Source organism: Sphingobacterium sp. MAE (genome assembly GCF_056711605.1).
Genome location: NZ_CM160044.1, coordinates 2,128,581 through 2,147,533, shown reverse-complemented (window position 1 = coordinate 2,147,533; position 18,953 = coordinate 2,128,581). Strand labels below are relative to the sequence as shown.

Sequence of the window (18,953 nt, the reverse complement as noted above, 5' to 3'; positions counted from 1 at the left end):
TTTATCTTTTATTCTGTGGAATTCCACTGAGGTTAATGACTATTTCAGACAATCTATAGGCATATTTTGGACTATTAGGTTCAAGCTGATATTCCTTCTCGCCCAATTTTCGAATCAATTTTTTCTGAAAGCGGGGGTCTAGATTCAGACGTTTCAGATCTGCCCATCGCCTGCCTCTAAATACTAATTCTTTTCTGCGCTCCTCTACTATCATAGCAAGCAAACGCTCTGGATCGGTCTCCTTCCAGTCTGAAAACGCGCCGGTTTTCCATCTTGTTTTCAGAAACTGGTTCATGGTAGATAAAGCTTCGCTGACCTTCCCTATTCTCACGGCAGATTCCGCCTTATTGAGAAACACTTCACTGGTACTTAAACCCACAAACAAGTTACCAGTAGCATTATCAAAATTTCCTTTAAAATGAAATGCGCCCTCCAGTGTATTCGATGCTTCGAAAAATAACGTTTTACGCCAATCATCCGCAGCATATGTACGGTACAGCACGGTATCAACGAAACAATAATCAGCATTCATAATGCCTGCGTATTTACTCACAGCAGGAAACAATACTTCCTTATTAAAACGAGCAATAGGCAAGCTCTTAGATGGGTCAAGCGTATTGAAATCTAATAGATCGGAATAATGCAGCATACACGAATCGGCATACGCATAGGCCTGCGCATAATCACCCATAGATAAGTATGCCCGACTAAGCCCTGCATAAGCAGATGCTTTAAAAGGTCTGCCAACAAACTCATTCTGCTGTGGCAGAGACGCCGCAGCAATCTTATAGTCTTTGATGACCTGATCGTAACTATCTTTTAGAGAAGCTCTGGTTGAAGGTTCATCGATTGCAGGATCTAATCGGAGCGGAATACCATATTCATCTGCCGCTGTACTTGCGTGATAAGCCACACCATAAATCTCGATCAGAAATTGAAAAGCAAACGCTCTAAAAAAATGGGCTTCTCCAGAGATCCTCTGAAAGCGATTGTCGTTATTGTTTGCAGTGCTATTAGAAAGTATTTCTAGGACCTGATTAGCATTGTACACCGTTTTATAAGGATTTCGCCACTGGCTCACATCTTCGTAGGGAGCGTCAGCCCATATGTAGGTATTCCTTTGATCTATATCCGGAGACGCTTCCCAAAGTTCTTTGGTCAGGAAATAGTCGTCACTACCAAGTTCACCATATAACGGGTAATTATCGTTCATCGTCGTATAATCATTCAGCAGTAAATCTGCATCGTCCAAACTTTTTGGAACAACCAATTTGATATCGGGTTTTTCATCAAGAAATTTTTCACAAGAGGTCAATCCCAACAACGACAAGAGGGCTATTAACATGAATTGTTTATTTATCATGGTTATTATAGATTAAAATTGAGGCCTAAAGAATACATTTTTGGATCTGGAATATGGATACCATATTCCGAATCTATCTTACGCTTACTTGCCTGCCAGAGCGTACCTATATTTTCAAAGTAAGTATAGAGTCTACAATTTTTAAATCCATAGCGTGCCAATACAGGCAGCTGCAGACTTAACTGTATATCCCTTAATTTGATCTGGCTTCCGTTTTCCACCAATGCAGATGAATTTCGATATACGGTACTTGCACTTCGATCGTTAGGATACGTAAATGCAGGCACATCTGTATGTAGCTCATCACCCGGTTTTTGCCAGCGATCTCCATAATCAGCATACCCCAGTCCATTGGAGAGGAAAAAATCATTGTTAAAACTATTTCTCAGAAAAACATGTCCTAGTCGATAGCCTATATTAAACGATAGTTCAACAGTTTTATATCGTACACTATTGCGAAAACTACCAAAGTATAAAGGCACTACCGAACCCTGATTTTCAAGTTCGCTCACTTGCTGCGCGATGACCGCATAATAGTCTTTGGAAACCTGCCCATTGAGGTAAGCTCGAGGACTACCGTCCTCAGGATCCAGCCCTGCCCATTTATAAGTGAGCAAACTATACAGGTCCATTCCTTCAAAAGGTGTCGTAATACTGCTCCCTGCTCCTGCCATATACAGCGAGCTGTAATCCGAAGGATCGGTGTAAGCTTTTGCCACTTTTGTTCTATTGTAAGAGAATACAATATGATTGTCCCACTGCCAGTTGCTGGTCTGCCACGGTATACTGTGCAGGGAGATATCCCATCCTTTACCTTTCAGATTTGCATAGTTGACGCTGAGTGTTGAAAAACCGGTTGTTGGATCCAACGGCGCATTGGAAATCAGATCTTTGCTGTTTTTCAGATAATACTCTACGCTTCCACTTAACCGATTACCTTTCAGTGTAAAATCCATACCAAAATTTAAATTAGCTACTCGCTCCCATCGCAATTTTGGATTTGGTGGAGTTGTCATAATGGCATAGTTTTGACCCGTGGTGTAATGTGGTTCACTCATAATGGTGATGACAGGATAGGCTGCAATGGAATTGTTTACATTGCCATTGTATCCATAGGTGGCGCGAAATTTTAGAAACTGAAACGGTAAATTTTCAAAAACAGCTTCATTTGTTGGAATATAAGCTCCACCTACAGACCAAAATGGCTGGCCGCGGTCATTAGACTTAACACCAAACAGATTGGAAGCATCTTTCCTAAAGCTACCGCTCACTATATATCTGTCCAGATAAGTATATGAGCCGTTTGCATAGTATGAAACATACCGGTTGACCGTCGATTCGATCCTATTGCGGTCGATCAATGTATTGACCCCCTGCTTACCGTTTAACACCGGAACAGACCTTCCGTATTGCACCGATTGAAAACTTCCTGTTTCTCGGTCATATCCATAATATTGAGAGATAGAAAGATTCTTTCGAAGCTGCCGTACATCATAGCCCACTAGCATACTCAGTTCATGGCGGTCTTTCCACCGTTTATTATATTCGGCATTTAGTCTGCCCTGATGCACATTACTGCTATAATGATTGATCAACATATAGTCTCCTAAGGGCAGATTCCACGTTACTTTTGTAGGATTCCAATTGGCATAGTAGTTCAGTTCATTTCTCATTTTATAAGATTCCATACCCCGCCAGTCTTCAATCGGATTATTGGTCCGCTGATAAGAGTACATAGCATTTAAGTTCAGTCCAAACCCAAATTGGTACCGTGCAGATAGATGAGTAAGAATTTCCTGCAATTTTTGCGTCTGCTGCGATGCATCCAGCTCTTCAATGGGATTAAACATCCAGTCCAGTAAACGACCATTAGCTACGGTATCGATGAAATCTTTATTTTTGCCGCTAAAATTGATCCGTTTAGGATGTCCATTTTCATCGACCAGTTTGAGGTAGGGATAATTGGCCAAACCAGCTCCCATTGTCTGATAAGAAACTCCATCAAAATTTTCTTTCCTTTTTGATTCTGTAAACGTAATCCCAAGATCCAGTAACAGGTTTTTTGCAGGCTTAAACTGCGATGCAGATTTCAGCACCATCCTTTCGTACGATGATGTCACCAGACTATTTAGATTGCGGTCATATCCTGCGGAAAACAAACTGTTTATTTTTTCACCACCACTCTGCAACTGGATATTATACTGCTGATTGACAGCTTTGCGGTAGATATATTTCATAAAATCATCGCGCATATCGATATTCCGAAGCTTATCCAGCTGATCATTTAAGGCCTCTTCTGTTATTAGACCATCACGCTGCTCTTTCATCATCCATAAAATAGGTTCAGGATTGGAGTTATATTTTCTGAAATTGCTATTATACTTTCCCGCATTAAACAACGATCGTTGAAGATCGATGTAGTCTGAGGTATTCATCTGAGGATAATAATATAGATCAGGTTTTTCTTTAACACTCAAGTTCGTATTAAATGAAACCTGTGTTTTTTCATTAAATTTTCCTCTCTTCGTCGTGATCACGATTACCCCATTGCCCGACTGTGCTCCCCAGATACTAGCCGAAGCAGCATCTTTCAGAACAGTGATATTTTCAATATCATTGGGATTGATATTATTAAAATTACCCATTCCAAACTCAGCCAGTTTTCCTTCAAATGGAATACCATCAACAACTATTAATGGCCAAATATCTTTGCTCAATGTACTGACACCTCTCACATTGATATTGAGCAGGTCACCTCTATTATCAGCAAATAATTTTGAGCTCGATATACTCGGCACTACATCTTCCAGCCTACTCACAAAATCTGTCGACACTTTTCTGTTGAAAAGCTTATTGTCGACAAACTCAAAACTTCCAGTAGCGCGTTCTTTCGGAATCTTCTGGTATCCTGTTGATACTACCTCCACTTCGTCAAGTTTATTATCATCAGGTATCAATTTCACCGTTATCGATACTCCTGCGGTATAATGGAGTTCTTGGGTTTTATAGCCTACGTAAGTAAACTTTATCTGTCCTTTCAGGCTCGCGACAGAAAGGCTAAATGTACCGTCTTTCTTGGTAGAGGTTCTAGCTTTTTCGGCTTCGACTCGGACCGATACGCCATCCAATGGTTTGTTGTCTACAGCAGATACGACTGTACCGCGGAGCACATGATTCATAGGCCCATCAGCCCCGCTGTCCTTGCGGGGCGTCTGAGCACTACTCAACATATGAAATGTCATGAATAAGCACACTAAGAGCACCTTACTGATCAGCAGTACGTCTGCTCCTCGTGGCTTGAAAAGCTCCCGGAGGTAATCCCAGAGTTTTTGTTTATATAATATATGTGAGTTCATTTGTTTAGCTTTTTTAGGCATAAAGCTACCTGATCCCCTTTTCATGCCGAGGTAGACTCGATCCCAAAAGTCTATTGTACCCTCGGCAGAATCGGGTTCACAGGTAGAAAATTTATTTAATTAGTTCTTGTCCAAGGTCTATTCTCGGTTTTCTTCTTCCTAAAGGTTTGGCCTTATGATCATGATCAACCTTTCCTCCCACAGCAATTCGAGAGACTCCCCTGCTATGGTCAATACTTTTCGGCTGTCTTTGACCATGGTGAGTTTTTTAACTCGTACAAAGATCTTAAAGTGATTATTGAGATCAATCAAGATCCGCTGTCTGTATTCATCACGTTTGGTATTGGCAGGTACAGCCAGTTCGTAACAATAAGTCGGGCTTTTCCTCAATTCATCACAGGGCACCAACTGATCACGTTCCGTACCGAGCACCAATATCTGGTCCGTCGGAAAGTCTGCCGGCAAGCCTAGTGCGAATAGGTACATTTCATGGACTGTCATCGCCATTAGGGATATCCGCAGTACCTGCGTACTATCATTACGCACGACCATACTGAAGGACTCTGATGATTCCCATAACCGAATCAATAGGGAGTAATAGCGTTGTTTAGGCCGCTCGTTGACAACATAGCGTACTGCTCTTGGTGCTGGACTTAGAGCCTGATCAAGTTGTAGCGGCTTAAAAAATCGTTCGGGTAAGAGTGTGATCATAGTTGGTTTTTTAATAACGTCGACCGGCTTTTCGCTCAGATACGAAGACATTTCTTCCCTTAAGGTCAGCGCATAGCTGTCCCAGTTGCAAGTATTTTGCATTTTAAAATAGTTTAAATTGGCAGCCTTAAAACCGTACTATTTGGACATAGTTTGGGTATTAAGGAAAACCAGGTTAAAAAAATAAATCAGGAAAATGCACTTTTACGTCTTCGTCAAGTAGTTATAATATGGTCATCATCAATGCACTCTTTGGGTTAAAAAACAAAAACCGGCCTGTCCTATTGTTATACAATAAGTTTAATTTTTCACATCAATTTTTGAAAATCTGCATTTAATTACTAGATTTAGTGTGTCAAGTTAATCAGAGCAATCATGCGAGAATAAAGAACGTATGAATTGTGAACATTAACAACAAGCCGGTAAAACCTATTCAAGAATAAGTTAAAGCCCCTATTTCATTCATCATGAAGTATAGCTCTACCCTTTTTTCTTTCAATGGGCTTTTATCTGATTGACCGCTCGCTATTCTGGAGGGCAAAATTTGTTCTTATATAATTTTGAATGGGCGAACCGCGGACTCAGATCCTGGATCTGGTCGGTGTGGGTTCTTTTGGTGGTTAATCTTTGTTCAATCATAATTTTAAAGTTTATGTGAACGATGAGCACTCAGGAAGCTTGAGAAAGGTCGAATTGGTTGAAAAACCAATAGGGCGAAACTCAATGCTTTTGAAACTGGTACCGTCAAGAACCCCTCAAACCGAGATTTGAGTTTCACAAAAGACTTACATGAGCTCCGCCCTATTGAATAATATATCACAAAGATAACAAAACTCAATAGATATGGCGAACTCACGATCAGCTCATGTGAAATTTGACGGTTTCGTTTCATGAGTGACATCGTTAAGAGATGCGTAATTACATCTCTTCTATTGTCGCTATTTATTATTCACTATCCAAATATACAAAGTTTGACGTTAAACACCAAACTTTTAGTAAAAAAAATAATAGTATATGAGCTTAAATAGATTAGATGAAATTTTCACAGAAAAAAAAATTCAAAATAGAGTATTAGCTAAACACTTCGAAAAATCTGAAGGAACAATTTCAAAATGGAGAAACAATAAAAGACAGCCATCAATAGATGAATTAAATGAAATTGCTAAACTCCTAAGAGTTAATATTAAAGAATTACTTAACGATTCCAATTGGACTGATGAAACATCAGAGACATATGATGATTTAAAAGCAAAATTTAAATAGATTGAGCAATTTTTTTATACTACTCATTCCATTTTCATATTTAATTACATCAAAAATAAAGTCGTCCAAGTTGCAGATGGAGATACTATAACCATACTCGACTCAACAAACACACAAGTGCGAATACGACTGTCCCCAAAAGCTTTTGAAGATATTACAGTTTGGAACCATGAATAACGAAGAGAAATTTATAGCTAAAAGTAAGATGTTTAGACTCCATTTTCAGCTTACTGAAGATGAAATAGATCTACTTTTGTTAGGCAAAAACGTGGTATATAAAGGCGTTGAAGCACATGATCGTGAATTGACATTACAACTGATAGAAGCATATCCCTTGATCTACGGGTTAGACCATGACAAATTTCAAAAAGATGAAACAACGTATCCTTTATGGGATGATCTGCCAGAAGCAACAAAAAAGTTAATCGAAGATAGACCTTATACTGCTTCGGATAATGTTGGAGAGGAAGGCCTAAAAAATACAGCAAGTTATGTAATTCTCGCTATTAAACATTTAGAGATAGGAACAATATTTTCAGAATCAGAACTCACCAGATGTCTCCCCTCTCCATTGAATCAAGGAATCACAATTTACCAGGTTAGTGGAATGCTGAAAGGTGCATTTAAGAAATTAAGGAAATCAAGAAAATTTAAGAATGACAATGGTGAAGAAGTTAATGATGCCCTTTACCTGATCCACAAAGCTATGGACGAACGCTTAATAGGAAAGGCTAAAAGGAAGTTAGAAAGAGATTGACGTATAAAATGAAATCAAGATCTATAATAGAGTAAAGGTAGAGTTAAAAGGTTATATAAATGATGAATAGAATAAATTCGAATACACTGGGTATATCCATATCGATAATAATTGCAGCAAGCTTTTTTATCCTTAATAAAGCAAACGCACAAAGCAGAGATACGATTTATTATAATGCCAAATGGGAAAAGACAGATCGTGAAAACAAGCATTTCTACCGTGTCATATATCGTGAGGTAAAGAAGAAACCAATACGCGTGCAGGATTACTATCCAAATGGAATCATGCAGATGGATGGCTGGTACAGCACACTAGAACCCGAAACGAGAGATGGAGAATTTACTTGGTGGGATGAAAAAGGTAAAAAAAATCGCTGGATGGTATTTGAAGAAAATGAGCCTACCAAAATAACTGAGTGGGATAGCGATGGTAAGATAACCCGTCAGCAGGAAAAGGTAAATACGGTTTCTTATAAAAAATGGAGAACGTGTATTAGAGTCTAAGGCGCTACAAAAAGCGCCAGTTTTCAACCGAGGCAAATCAACCTTCTCGGAATATGTAAGTGAATACCTCATCTATCCTAATGAAGCCCAGGGCAGCAGAGGAAAAGTAATAGTAAAATTTGTGGTAGACAAAACCGGTAGAGTGAAAGATGCTAAAGTGGTCCAAAGCGTAAATGCAATCCTGGACGATGCAGCTCTTAACTTTATAAAATCCTTGCCACGATGGACACCAGGTGTGCAAGAAGGAAAAAACATAGATATCACCATGGAGTTGCCCATGAATTTTAATCCCTAAAAAAGTTTAGGACATAGCGCTCAAAACTGTAATACAATTACAAGCAATAATTTTAAAAAAGTATCCGATCAATGATATATTGACACTTCTCATTTTCATACTTCAGATTATTGCAACGGTAATACTTTTTGTAAAACAGAAAAATCAATCAATTAGTCAATGAAAAAATTATTAATACTTGCATTTATATTGTCAATGAGTATACTTCTTAAAGCACAAGAAGGATTAAAGATTGATTACTCAGAAATTAAGGCAAAAGTAGAAGACAAAAACTCGAGCACATACTATCCAATATTATTGCAAAGATTCAACGACTTTGATAACACGTTAACAATTGACGAGTATGCACTAATATACTATGGCTTTTCTTTTCAAGATGCTTATTTAAAAAATCAACCCGATGAAAGAGCATTAAATAAACTCCAAAAAGAAGAAAATTATGAAGGTCTAATACTCGAAGCAAAAAAGATACTGTCAGTAAATCCAGTTAGTTTAAAAGCTAATGATTGTTTGATCGATGCCTTACAAGAAACTGGTCGTCCTGAAACTGAATGGAAAAAATATCAAGATAGATTTAGAGCAATTAGAAGAGTAATCGCCTCTAGTGGCAATGGCTTGTCCTGCGAATCTGCATTTAAAGTGATATATGTATCTGATGAATATAATATGCTGTACACATACTATGATGTAGAAAAAGTGCATTCACAAAAACTATCAGGACTATGTGACCAATTTGAGGTTGACCCGACAGAATACCTTCCTTCGAAAGTAGTATTTTTTGATATTTCTAGAAAACTATTAAGACAAGAAGAGTTGAGAAAATAATATACAGAGTGTGGTTTTATGAGCATAGAAACATTAAAAAATGATTTAAGAGAAAACCGCCAATAATAACTAGAAATATGAAAAAGCTAGCGCTACTTACATTTTTAATGTCACTGACCACTATTGTTTTTGGACAGGAGACCACAAACACAACTGTTAAAACAATTACCCAATCAGGGGTTGGATTAGGTTCTATGATAGCTGTAGTGACTTCGTGGGATAGAAACAGATCATTGGGATATGCTATCCTTCATGGGATTTTTAGCTGGTTTTACGTTATTTTCTTCGCTATAACTGATAAGAATAACAGATTACGAAAAATGGATAATAAGTAAATATGAATAGCCAATTTACATTACTTCCATTTCCAAAATGACGATTTAAAAGTACAATTCAAATACAACAACAAAAAAATCATGATAAAGCAATTAATGATAGTAATATCGCTTCTAGCATTTTCTTTAAATGGGATGGCACAATCAAATAACCCTATGGGCTCGGCATTAGATTTCACTAAAACGATGAAACTTCCGACTCGAAAAGAAGTTGGTAAAAAAGAACTCAGAGGCGAATATATCTTTACAGTTGACCTTGAAGGTAATTTAACAAATATTAGAGTTAAAGATAGTATGGGTTATGGTTTGGATGACCACGTCGTAAAAAAACTTTCTGAAGCTAAAAACTGGAAAGTAGCTGAAATTGATGGTGTAAAAAAAGCCGTTAACTATACGTTGCCACTTAAGCTAACATTACCGAAAAAGTAAAATAGATGTCAAACAAAATAGGATTAATTTTTAATACTGAAAGATTATATCTAAGATCTATTGCACCCTTATGGGGCAGAAACAAATGTACCCTTCGGGCTATTTTCATAGCATCTTAAGTTGGTTTAATGTGATTTATTTTGCTTTTACGCGATAGAAAAATTTAAAAAATGGAAGCAAGAAAAGGGATGAATTATAGTCAAATTATCATAAAGAGAATTATAATAGTTGTATGTATTATTTGTGCAATAGGACATTCATCCTATGGACAGAAGAAATACATATTATTAGATAGTTTGAAACACTCGTTTGATGTAGCAAGGTATACATTAAAGATGGATTCATTATATCGTGTTGCTAGTACCGTTGAACTTTTCAATATCATATTGCCAGAACAAGAAGGTTTGGTACTAATTTCTGTTTTACCTCCAAATCTAAATGACAAAGGTTTATGGACAAAAATCAATATTGAAAATATTGCATCAGATAATTTTATAAAACCTGCCGATTATAATAGATATTTTAAAGGACCTTTTGCACATTACTTAAAGCTTGGGCCTCGCTTTGATATACTTTTGGTCAAGAAGGAAAAAGATGGTTATTATTTAGCTAACTTTTGTTTTACACAGTATTTCGGTCTTGCAAATCACAATACCGTCTTTAATACACCTATGAATGTAATCAATATCGGGCAAACCCAGCTTTCAATCCGTGATATGGAGAAGATATACAAGAAAGACTTCCCCAGAGAACCCTTTATCATGACAGTTTACTTTTACAATCAAAATATAAGTGCAATGGTACCGTTTGGAACAAACGAACAATATATGAGGATGTATCTGTCAGATATATTTACAATTGGTAAAGAGAAAGCTTATAAATTTTGGACATATGCTTCATGGAATATCGTGGACGGATGGAATTATCCCCGCGGTATAGATCGTTTTGTATACATACCAGGCAAAGGTATAGTGGGCGGTTCATTTGACTTCTATTTTGAATTTTACAGGGAGTCTAAAAGACTTTACACTTATAATTTAAAGGCAAGATCATATGACTACACAAAAAAATAAGCAGTATATCTAATACATAATGGATAGATAACATCCTAAATTAAAAAATTGCAATCGCTGAGAAGCTAAAGTAAGCGATCCCGACAAATATCTTGAGAACAAATAATAACGTTAAATGAAACATCAATTTACCTTACCAGATTTCTCCGATTCTAACTTTGAAATAGAAGTGTCTTTTTGGACAGGTAAACAAACATTATACAAAGACGAAGTACTCGTGGAGCGGTCCACTGAAAAAGGAAAACCTTTTCTAGTACCAGATCACAATGGAGATATTGTGAAAGCATATCCAAAAGCTACATTTCCAGATATCATACCTGTCTTAGAAATCAATAACCTTAAATATAATATAGTAGAAAAACTAAAGTGGTATCAAGCAGTATTAGCTGTCATGCCCTTTTCCATAGTATTTATTGGCGGTGGCGCACTAGGTGGTGGCATTGGAGCTGTTGCATTTATGCTCAATCTACAATTATTAAGAAATGATGATAACGGTAACCTTAAATATTTAAAAGCAATCGGGGTTATTATCGCTGCATTTGCAATTTATTTTTTGATTAGTGCAGTGATCTGGGGATGGATTAATTAGAAAATTGAAAGAATGACAAGACCTATAATCTTTGGCGAAATCGCCAATATCCCTGAAGGTTACCACTTCGAAGGTAGAAAAGAAATGATGCCCACAAGTTTTCATAGAAATTGGGGAGCAGGAATCGATGGTAATGCAAAAGAGGGTGTTTCGGCAATTGTACTTTCTGGAGGTTATGAAGATGATCAAGATTTAGGCGATGAAATAATTTATACAGGTGCGGGTGGTAATGATACTAATACAGGTAAACAAATTGAAGATCAATCTTGGAATAACAGAGGAAATGCAGGCTTACTCAAGAGTCAAAATGAAGGACTACCCGTTAGAGTTATAAGAGGAAGTAATCACAAATCAAAGTATTCTCCAAAATCAGGATATACATATGCAGGTCTGTATAGTGTAGTTGACTCCTGGGAGGAAGAAGGAAAGAGTGGTTTTAAGATTTGCAAATTTAAATTAATATACAGCGGAACTAATAATACTAGAAAATACTGCAGAGGAAGTTGAAGTTAGATATTCTGCTGAACCCACGAAAAGAAAAGAAAGTACAATCTTAAGAATAGTTCGAGATTCAAAAATCGCACATAACATTAAAAAGTTGTATGATTTCAAATGTCAAGTGTGCAATATTTCAATCCCTACTAAAAATGGAAATTATGCTGAGGGAGCCCATATCAAGCCTTTAGGCATACCACACAATGGTCACGATAGTTCCGATAATTTGATCTGCTTATGCCCTAACCATCATGTTATGTTTGATAAAGGAATCTTCGCCATTAATGATGATCTAACATTAACTGGTGCCGTTTCAGGTGAACTCACTATAAATACCAAACATGATTTAAACAAAGAAAATCTTAAATATCACCGAGAAACTCATGGCTATAACTAAAGTATTATGTGGTCTTATTATAAAGGATCATCAAATTTTGATATGTCGTAGAAAACCTGAAAAATCTTTAGGCGGGTATTGGGAGTTTCCAGGAGGAAAACTGGAAGAAAATGAAACTTATGAGGAATGTTTAGCTAGAGAACTTCAAGAGGAATTGGGTCTTATCGTAACTGTCGGAGATCATTTCAAAACCGTTATCCATCATTATGATCAAAAGGCCATTGAACTTATCGCTTATGTCTGCGATACTAAATATGAAGTAAAAAAATTGGTGGATCATGATAAAATAGAATGGATAGCAATAGAAGATTTATTAAAGTGGGAACTGGCTCCTGCTGATGTTCCTATTGCAGAGGCATTAATAGAAACGTTTATCCGATCTCAAAAATTAAACCTAAAGCTTTCTTAAAGATATCACCTTATATGTTGACTAAATTTCAAATCAACGATCCTAGCCTTGAATCGCAATGGCGTTCTCTTATCCTCTTTGGTAAAAACTCTGCAACATATAAGTTTGCCTTTGCTAAAGCCATAATCGAACTATTAGAACAAAATAAAACGACTCTCACTTTAGAGGATCTGGCAAGTCCATTTGCTCGAAATATTGTTGAGCATCTTAAAAAAAGTGATAAGCAAGGGAACTCTTCATCAAGTAAATTTCTCCATACCTGTAGATCTTATATCGATGGCAAGCTGAGCGAAGATCAGCTGATCCAAACAACAACAAAATTAGGGTTTGTCAACGTGGTGGATGCTTTTCAAAACGTTAATGGGGGTATCATCACCGATCCCTTTTATCAAAAAAACTATATAGAGGGAAAAAAGGAAATTATTCTGAATGACAACATTTTCAAATTAAAGGAAACTGTACAATTTATCAATTTAGATCAAGAAGTCGATGCAAGATGGAATTTGGTCGAGACTGCGTGGAGTCTGCAGATCAATCCTAATCTTTTAGAAGTAAAACATGATGCTCTAAAACAGCAGCTGTACGTTGAATCGGATTTCATGCGCCGCATCAATATGACTAGTGTAAGGGATGCTTTAAGTGGTTATCAAAAAGGTAAATGCTTCTACTCCTATCAAGACATATTTGTGAATCCAGGATCTGAACAGATCTGCGCTGTGGATCATTTCCTTCCCCACATCCATAAAATAGCACATGCTAGAGAAGAAGCCAATATTAATGGTGTGTGGAACCTTGTATTAGCAGATCCAAAAATCAATATAGCTAAAAGTGCGAGAGTTCCGCATCGTCGGTTTTTAGAACGGCTGTATAATCGAAACGAGTTCTATATAGAAAGCAAACACCCTCTTGCAGAAACAATTGTGAATCAAACAGGAAAGACAAAGGATAAACGAAGATTATTTTTACAACAACAGTATAATATAGCACTCTCCCACTCCATTCACGAGTGGAGCCCAAGTATTGAAATACCGGGTACATTTTAATACTTTTGAATATGCAAGGAATCAAAGTAATAGTTCTGTTTATCGTTTTAATATTGACTGGATCAAACATGAGCTATGCTCAGGAAGACACCGCTCTAAACAGCGCGTTGGAAAAGATAATACAAGCATCTTTAACTGGTAATAACCAAGAGATCATACGTTACACCGCGCCTCGCTTAATTAAAGCCCTGGGGGGCGAAGAAAGTGCATTAAAACTATTTAACGAAACATTAGCTAGCCGTCAAGATAATGACACGACAAAAATAGATACGGTAATTAATTATAATAAAATGGATCCTATAAAACTGGGCTCTATTTATTTCAAATTCATTCCTCAATTAATAGTCATGAGTATTCCGGATAAAGAGAAGAAGATGATTGCGGTGACTAATATAATGGCAATAAAGGAAGATGAAACTTCCAGTTGGAAATTTATAGATACAAATAACATTGGCGACGAAGAGCTAGATATCATACTACCTGAATTTAAAGATAAAATAAAGATTCCCAGAGCTACGGGTGAACCTATTATTATTCCCAAGAATGAAGTTTTAAAAACAATACAAAATATATTAGAAATAATTAATGAAGCTGTTAAAGGAGAAGCAGAGGAAAGTGTCTCTTTTCAATAACTCTTCAAAATTTCAGTATTATTTGATTCTATTTTTAAAACTTCAAACTATGAGTATCAATAATTTTCTAGAATTACCATTAGATAAACATATTGGGCAGACAGAACATTTCTTTTTGATCCGAGACGGTTTTCCTGTTTCTCCTGGTCATACACTGATCATCAGTAAACAACTACGTAAAGATTATTTTGAGTTAACTCATGTCGAAAAAATAGATTTAGACAATGCTATACTCTTAGCCAAATCACTTATAGAAGCCGAATCAACACCAGACGGCTACAACATCGGTATGAACTGCGGCGAAACCACCAGCCAAACGGTATTTCACTTCCACTGCCATCTCATCCCCCGCTTCGCAGGCGATATGAAAAACCCTCGAGGTGGTGTAAGACATGTGATACCTAGCAAAGGGAGTTATTGATTATAAAAACTTTATCTTCATGTAAAATCTTTTATTCCCTCCCTATTTTCATTTAATTGATCAAAAATAATCGCGTTTTTGATAATAATATTAAATAAGAAATACCTATATTTAGAGCAAACAATTATTACCTAGCAAAATAGAACTTACTTATACGCATTACGCGGTTTTCTATTTCTTTAACTTCTTATTTAGTTTAGAAACGAATTACGCTGTTTGAAATATCTGTTTACGGGAAACCAGAAAACCTACATATAATTTTATGTATTTTGGTGAGGTTATACAGTTTGAGGAAATACAAATCTTTACAGAAGTAACAGGTAAAAAGATATTAGTTATTGATGGTAAGCATCAATTGTATTGCAGATTAAAGAATTAATAACTAACATGACTAATAAAGAATAACTTTTATATAACCAACAATTATGGAAACAGATTTGCAAATGAAACTTGAACAGCTTCACCAACGCGTAGATGCTTTAAAAGAACAAATTGGAACAGAAGAGGCAACAAAAAATGCATCCGTTATACCCTTCATTCAGATACTTGATTACGACATTTTTAATGCCACTGAGGTTAGTTCTTATGTGAATAGGTACGCAAAAGGGTGAAAAAGTTGATTATGTTTAAGATATTATAGAATGCTGTCCGAACTTCACCCGATGATAAATTTAAAAAAGAATCACACTTTGAATATTGAGCACTTGATTAAATTTAATATTTGCCTATTACAAATTATAAGTATAATTTAAAAATACCGGCAATATTTTTAATACCAAAACAGTAAATTATTTAAACATCTTAATAGTTTAAAAAAATATATTTTATAATAAAAAAAATAGTAAAATCGCAAAATAATGAATACTAACCTATTTAATAATATAGTAAGAAATGGTGAAAGTGATACCGTTGATTTTAAAGAAAAAACCTACTTTAATGATCCTAATAAAAGCTTAGATTTTCTTAAAGATTTGCTTGCAATGACGAATACAGTTAGAACTGAGTCTGCATACATTATTATTGGGGTAAATGATGAAGGTGAAAAAATAGGGATATCAAAAGGACGAAATATTAGATGGTTCAAAAATCCAAGCATTAATAAAAGATAAGGCTAACCCTATTCCACATTTTCAATCTTATCCATTTTTTGATGATGGCTTATTTTTCCATATAATTGAAATTCCAAAATGCTGGTATCCAACACCTTGCACCCCTTTAAAAACAAAAGGTTCCATTATAGAAAGAAAGGAGATTTATGTAAGACGAAACTCAAGTAATGAAGTTGCTACTTACGAAGAGGTTATAAAGCTTGAAGAATGGTTAAAAACAATTCCTAAACTTGAACAACTCAACGCAAGAAAGAAAAATACAGCATCGTCAGGTAATTTCAAATTCGATGAAATAACAATTCAAAAACTTTTCGGGAATGAAGCAGCTGAAGATGAGGATATTGAAAGATTAAAAGAATATTATTTTAAAAATGATATTTTTGATAAAATTGCAGTTGATTTACCATTACGAATTTTAGTAGGGCATAAAGGTATTGGTAAGTCAGCGCTTTTCAATGTCGCTATGTTTGAAGATAAAGAGTCGGGGAAACTGTCCTTAAAGGTAAAACCTGAAGATGTTGCAAATTTTGGCAAAAAAGAAATTTCTTTATCTTCTGCAATATCAGAATGGAAACAGGGATTATTAGTTCTCATATATAAAAAAGCACTTGCAGCATTTCGATTAAAGATACCAACTGAACTACCAAGAGAATTATCACCGGAAACATTATTTGATGATATCATAGAAGAATTATCTGATTCAAATGATGAAGGACTTATAAGTGAAGGGTATACTGAACAACTAAATAAATTTTTGTCAAACCCAATAATAAACATATATATTGATGATTTAGATAGAGGATGGGAAGGAACTAAGTCTGATATTACGAAAATATCTGCTCTTTTAAATGCGGTAAGAGATATTATTAATGATGGAGCGAGAAAAATTCAGTTCAAAATATCCCTCAGATCAGATGTCTACTTTTTATACAGGACCTCTGACGAAAGCACAGACAAAACTCAAAGCTCAGTAATATGGTACAAATGGACACATCATGAAATCTTATGTGTCTTAGTTAAAAGAGTTAGGTTATTTTTTGGAGAAAAAGTTGATGAAACAATACTAAAATCTTCTCATCAGTCTACACTTGCCAAAGATTTAAAAGAAATTATAGAACCTATCTTTTCTGGAGAAGGAAAGTGGGAAAATAAAGAAATGTATAAAATCTTACTGTCAGTCATAAGAAAAAGGCCCCGCGACCTTGTAAAACTATTGACTTTAGCCGCTAGGTCAGCTTATGAACGTAAATCTACAATAATTAGAACAGAAGATTTAAAAAACATCTTTGATGAATATTCATTAGATAGGATACAAGACACTATAAATGAATATAAGTCTGAACTACCTCATATGGAAAGGCTGATATTTGGAATGAAACCAAATAAGAGAACATTTAAGGCGGCAGATAACTTTTACTATACAACATCTACATTAACTTTTAAAATTAACAAAATTATAGAAAGAGGTGATTTTAAATTCTCCAATGGCAAGATCGCGACTCCAAAAGAGCTTGCAGCATTTCTGTATAAAATAAACTTTATAACTGCAACAAAAAAACTTGAAGACGGAACTATAGAACGAAAAGATTTTGAGGAAAACAGATATCTTGTTCCAAAATTTGAAGATTTCGGATATGACTGGGAGGTTCACATGGCGTTTAGATGGGGTCTTGACCCAAGTAATCAAACTGAAGTCTATAGTCCTTTGTCTTAAAAGAATTATGAAATATAATTCTTTTAAGACAAAGGGGGATTTTAAAATAAACTGTGTCAAGGGGTAATTTTCACTTTTTGAGGGCTGATGATTACCCTTTGTTGTTATTGCAACTCTAACACCATTCCCAGTTGCGCCACCACGAGTCGATGACCACCGGATACTTTTCACCCCATTTATACTGAAGTTCATCCATCCGCAGTCCGGCAAGATCCAATGTATTGGCTCGGCACACTGGTTTTAGGTCGTTCATAAATTCCTTCTGGACCTTACTGGCCACATATTTTAAGCTATTACGAATCTGGTGCACGACACAGGTCTGTCTTCGGTGTCGGGAAAAATACTCTGTATCGCTTCTGAAAAGCCTTTTAGATTATCGATACAGGCTATCAAGATATCCTCCAAGCCCCGGTTCTGTAAATCGGTCAGTACGCTTAGCCAAAAGTTAGCACCCTCATTTTCCTAAACATACATTCCCAGTAAATGTTTGTGCCCATTTCGATCAATGCCAAGGATATTGTATACTGCTCGAGAAACAAAACGATGGTCTTCTTTTACCTTGTAATGCATGGAATCCATCTACACGATCGTATAAAGAGAATCCAAGCTTCTTGATTGCCATTCCTCGATCTCAGGAATGATCTTATCAGTAATGGAATAAAGTGTACTGTGGCTGATGTCCGTGTCGTACATTTCCTTGATTTGATTCGAAATATCACGTAAGCTCATACCAAGCCTATACATGCCTAAAATCTTCTTCTCAAGACTCTCAGCTAAAATAGTCTCACGTTTCTTAACGAGTTGGGGCTCGAAGTTAGATCGAAGATCACCTGGTGTTTCGACATCGATCGTACCCTCCGAAGTGCGGATCTGTTTACTAGACTTGCCTTTACGCCGATTACCACCGGACCGTTGGGTCTCGTCCATATGGCTCTCCTTGTCAGCTTCTAAAGCTGCTTCTAAAAACTTTTTCATTAATGGAGCTAAAAGCTCCGTTCTTGCCATAAAGTGATTCTCCGCTGCGTAACTGTTCCAGAGCTTTATCCTTTATGGGATCAAAATCCTTTTCTTTAATACTCATAATTACTATGTCAAAAATAATACTTCTATTTATTATTCTTGATACAGTCTATTTTACAGTCTCAATTTTGCAACATAAAATAATTTGATAGAAATTCTAAATATTCTTAAAGAGATTAGAAGTTCCGATTAGTTATCCAATGACACTGTTCAA

General features: G+C 36.0%; 21 protein-coding genes and 1 pseudogene. 18 read left to right on the top strand and 4 right to left on the bottom strand.

Translation table 11 applies throughout. From position 1 onward, the window contains the following. Window position 1: 1 nt before the first annotated feature. The 3 genes from AC06G9_RS09075 to AC06G9_RS09065 form a co-directional block, all read right to left on the bottom strand. Complete coding sequence (locus AC06G9_RS09075) at window positions 2–1,363, bottom strand: RagB/SusD family nutrient uptake outer membrane protein (RefSeq protein ID WP_480957948.1); 1,362 nt, start codon at window positions 1,361–1,363, stop codon at window positions 2–4. A 5-nt stretch (window positions 1,364–1,368) separates the two neighbouring features. Beyond that, window positions 1,369–4,719 carry a SusC/RagA family TonB-linked outer membrane protein gene (locus tag AC06G9_RS09070; protein WP_480957947.1) on the bottom strand — a complete coding sequence of 1,117 codons (3,351 nt, stop codon included), beginning with the start codon at window positions 4,717–4,719 and terminating at the stop codon, window positions 1,369–1,371. Between the two features lie 159 nt (window positions 4,720–4,878). Continuing rightward, a complete protein-coding gene (locus tag AC06G9_RS09065) occupies window positions 4,879–5,532 on the bottom strand; it encodes a hypothetical protein (RefSeq protein ID WP_480957946.1) in 654 nt (217 codons plus the stop codon). 912 nt (window positions 5,533–6,444) lie between these two features. Here AC06G9_RS09065 and AC06G9_RS09060 point away from each other — a divergent pair. The 18 genes from AC06G9_RS09060 (at window position 6,445) to AC06G9_RS08975 (ending at window position 17,719) form a co-directional block, all read left to right on the top strand. Next, a complete protein-coding gene (locus tag AC06G9_RS09060) occupies window positions 6,445–6,693 on the top strand; it encodes a helix-turn-helix domain-containing protein (RefSeq protein WP_480957945.1) in 249 nt (82 codons plus the stop codon). Window positions 6,694–6,862: 169 nt separating this feature from the next. Beyond that, window positions 6,863–7,450, top strand: a complete 588-nt coding sequence (locus AC06G9_RS09055; RefSeq protein ID WP_480957944.1) for a hypothetical protein — start codon at window positions 6,863–6,865, stop codon at window positions 7,448–7,450. A 59-nt stretch (window positions 7,451–7,509) separates the two neighbouring features. Next, entirely contained in the window at window positions 7,510–7,953 is a 444-nt protein-coding gene (locus AC06G9_RS09050) for a hypothetical protein (RefSeq protein WP_480957943.1), read from the top strand. Continuing rightward, window positions 7,910–8,248, top strand: coding sequence for an energy transducer TonB (locus AC06G9_RS09045; RefSeq protein ID WP_480958177.1), 339 nt, complete (start codon window positions 7,910–7,912; stop codon window positions 8,246–8,248). The genes AC06G9_RS09050 and AC06G9_RS09045 overlap by 44 nt, the downstream gene beginning before the upstream one ends. 159 nt (window positions 8,249–8,407) lie before the next feature. Then, complete coding sequence (locus AC06G9_RS09040) at window positions 8,408–9,073, top strand: DUF4919 domain-containing protein (RefSeq protein ID WP_480957942.1); 666 nt, start codon at window positions 8,408–8,410, stop codon at window positions 9,071–9,073. A 77-nt stretch (window positions 9,074–9,150) separates the two neighbouring features. Then, complete coding sequence (locus AC06G9_RS09035; RefSeq protein WP_221197843.1) at window positions 9,151–9,408, top strand: hypothetical protein; 258 nt, start codon at window positions 9,151–9,153, stop codon at window positions 9,406–9,408. 81 nt (window positions 9,409–9,489) lie between these two features. Then, on the top strand, window positions 9,490–9,837 hold the full coding sequence (locus AC06G9_RS09030; protein ID WP_480957941.1) for an energy transducer TonB: 348 nt from the start codon (window positions 9,490–9,492) through the stop codon (window positions 9,835–9,837). Window positions 9,838–10,007: 170 nt separating this feature from the next. Next, window positions 10,008–10,910, top strand: coding sequence for a hypothetical protein (locus AC06G9_RS09025; RefSeq protein WP_480957940.1), 903 nt, complete (start codon window positions 10,008–10,010; stop codon window positions 10,908–10,910). A 115-nt stretch (window positions 10,911–11,025) separates the two neighbouring features. Then, window positions 11,026–11,499 carry a hypothetical protein gene (locus AC06G9_RS09020; RefSeq protein WP_480957939.1) on the top strand — a complete coding sequence of 158 codons (474 nt, stop codon included), beginning with the start codon at window positions 11,026–11,028 and terminating at the stop codon, window positions 11,497–11,499. 12 nt (window positions 11,500–11,511) lie between these two features. Continuing rightward, entirely contained in the window at window positions 11,512–12,006 is a 495-nt protein-coding gene (locus AC06G9_RS09015) for a YDG/SRA domain-containing protein (protein WP_480957938.1), read from the top strand. Window positions 12,007–12,097: 91 nt separating this feature from the next. Further along, window positions 12,098–12,391, top strand: a complete 294-nt coding sequence (locus tag AC06G9_RS09010) for an HNH endonuclease (protein WP_480957937.1) — start codon at window positions 12,098–12,100, stop codon at window positions 12,389–12,391. Then, complete coding sequence (locus AC06G9_RS09005) at window positions 12,378–12,800, top strand: (deoxy)nucleoside triphosphate pyrophosphohydrolase (protein ID WP_480957936.1); 423 nt, start codon at window positions 12,378–12,380, stop codon at window positions 12,798–12,800. Before AC06G9_RS09010 ends, AC06G9_RS09005 begins: the two co-directional genes overlap by 14 nt. 14 nt (window positions 12,801–12,814) lie before the next feature. Continuing rightward, window positions 12,815–13,843, top strand: coding sequence for an HNH endonuclease family protein (locus tag AC06G9_RS09000; RefSeq protein ID WP_480957935.1), 1,029 nt, complete (start codon window positions 12,815–12,817; stop codon window positions 13,841–13,843). Window positions 13,844–13,854: 11 nt separating this feature from the next. After that, window positions 13,855–14,475: a hypothetical protein gene (locus tag AC06G9_RS08995; RefSeq protein WP_480957934.1), complete on the top strand. Its 621-nt coding sequence runs from the start codon at window positions 13,855–13,857 to the stop codon at window positions 14,473–14,475. Further along, on the top strand, window positions 14,429–14,896 hold the full coding sequence (locus AC06G9_RS08990) for an HIT family protein (RefSeq protein ID WP_480957933.1): 468 nt from the start codon (window positions 14,429–14,431) through the stop codon (window positions 14,894–14,896). The genes AC06G9_RS08995 and AC06G9_RS08990 overlap by 47 nt, the downstream gene beginning before the upstream one ends. Before the next feature lie 425 nt (window positions 14,897–15,321). Continuing rightward, a complete protein-coding gene (locus AC06G9_RS08985; RefSeq protein WP_480957932.1) occupies window positions 15,322–15,507 on the top strand; it encodes a hypothetical protein in 186 nt (61 codons plus the stop codon). A gap of 246 nt (window positions 15,508–15,753) precedes the next feature. Next, window positions 15,754–16,005, top strand: a complete 252-nt coding sequence (locus AC06G9_RS08980) for an AlbA family DNA-binding domain-containing protein (protein WP_480957931.1) — start codon at window positions 15,754–15,756, stop codon at window positions 16,003–16,005. Then, window positions 15,965–17,719: a P-loop ATPase, Sll1717 family gene (locus tag AC06G9_RS08975; protein ID WP_480958176.1), complete on the top strand. Its 1,755-nt coding sequence runs from the start codon at window positions 15,965–15,967 to the stop codon at window positions 17,717–17,719. Before AC06G9_RS08980 ends, AC06G9_RS08975 begins: the two co-directional genes overlap by 41 nt. 115 nt (window positions 17,720–17,834) lie before the next feature. On the opposite strand, the pseudogene AC06G9_RS08970 reads toward AC06G9_RS08975, so the two are convergent. Further along, a pseudogene (locus AC06G9_RS08970) lies at window positions 17,835–18,694 on the bottom strand (IS256 family transposase). Window positions 18,695–18,953 lie beyond the last annotated feature (259 nt).

Excerpts from the sequence above, each read along its gene's own strand:
- AC06G9_RS09075 (WP_480957948.1), bottom strand. The coding sequence starts at position 1,363 with ATGATAAATAAACAATTCATGTTAATAGCCCTCTTGTCGTTGTTGGGA.
- AC06G9_RS09070 (WP_480957947.1), bottom strand. The coding sequence starts at position 4,719 with ATGAACTCACATATATTATATAAACAAAAACTCTGGGATTACCTCCGG.
- AC06G9_RS09065 (WP_480957946.1), bottom strand. The coding sequence starts at position 5,532 with ATGCAAAATACTTGCAACTGGGACAGCTATGCGCTGACCTTAAGGGAA.
- AC06G9_RS09060 (WP_480957945.1), top strand. The coding sequence starts at position 6,445 with ATGAGCTTAAATAGATTAGATGAAATTTTCACAGAAAAAAAAATTCAA.
- AC06G9_RS09055 (WP_480957944.1), top strand. The coding sequence starts at position 6,863 with ATGAATAACGAAGAGAAATTTATAGCTAAAAGTAAGATGTTTAGACTC.
- AC06G9_RS09050 (WP_480957943.1), top strand. The coding sequence starts at position 7,510 with ATGATGAATAGAATAAATTCGAATACACTGGGTATATCCATATCGATA.
- AC06G9_RS09040 (WP_480957942.1), top strand. The coding sequence starts at position 8,408 with ATGAAAAAATTATTAATACTTGCATTTATATTGTCAATGAGTATACTT.
- AC06G9_RS09035 (WP_221197843.1), top strand. The coding sequence starts at position 9,151 with ATGAAAAAGCTAGCGCTACTTACATTTTTAATGTCACTGACCACTATT.
- AC06G9_RS09030 (WP_480957941.1), top strand. The coding sequence starts at position 9,490 with ATGATAAAGCAATTAATGATAGTAATATCGCTTCTAGCATTTTCTTTA.
- AC06G9_RS09025 (WP_480957940.1), top strand. The coding sequence starts at position 10,008 with ATGGAAGCAAGAAAAGGGATGAATTATAGTCAAATTATCATAAAGAGA.
- AC06G9_RS09020 (WP_480957939.1), top strand. The coding sequence starts at position 11,026 with ATGAAACATCAATTTACCTTACCAGATTTCTCCGATTCTAACTTTGAA.
- AC06G9_RS09015 (WP_480957938.1), top strand. The coding sequence starts at position 11,512 with ATGACAAGACCTATAATCTTTGGCGAAATCGCCAATATCCCTGAAGGT.
- AC06G9_RS09005 (WP_480957936.1), top strand. The coding sequence starts at position 12,378 with ATGGCTATAACTAAAGTATTATGTGGTCTTATTATAAAGGATCATCAA.
- AC06G9_RS09000 (WP_480957935.1), top strand. The coding sequence starts at position 12,815 with ATGTTGACTAAATTTCAAATCAACGATCCTAGCCTTGAATCGCAATGG.
- AC06G9_RS08995 (WP_480957934.1), top strand. The coding sequence starts at position 13,855 with ATGCAAGGAATCAAAGTAATAGTTCTGTTTATCGTTTTAATATTGACT.
- AC06G9_RS08990 (WP_480957933.1), top strand. The coding sequence starts at position 14,429 with ATGAAGCTGTTAAAGGAGAAGCAGAGGAAAGTGTCTCTTTTCAATAAC.
- AC06G9_RS08985 (WP_480957932.1), top strand. The coding sequence starts at position 15,322 with ATGGAAACAGATTTGCAAATGAAACTTGAACAGCTTCACCAACGCGTA.
- AC06G9_RS08980 (WP_480957931.1), top strand. The coding sequence starts at position 15,754 with ATGAATACTAACCTATTTAATAATATAGTAAGAAATGGTGAAAGTGAT.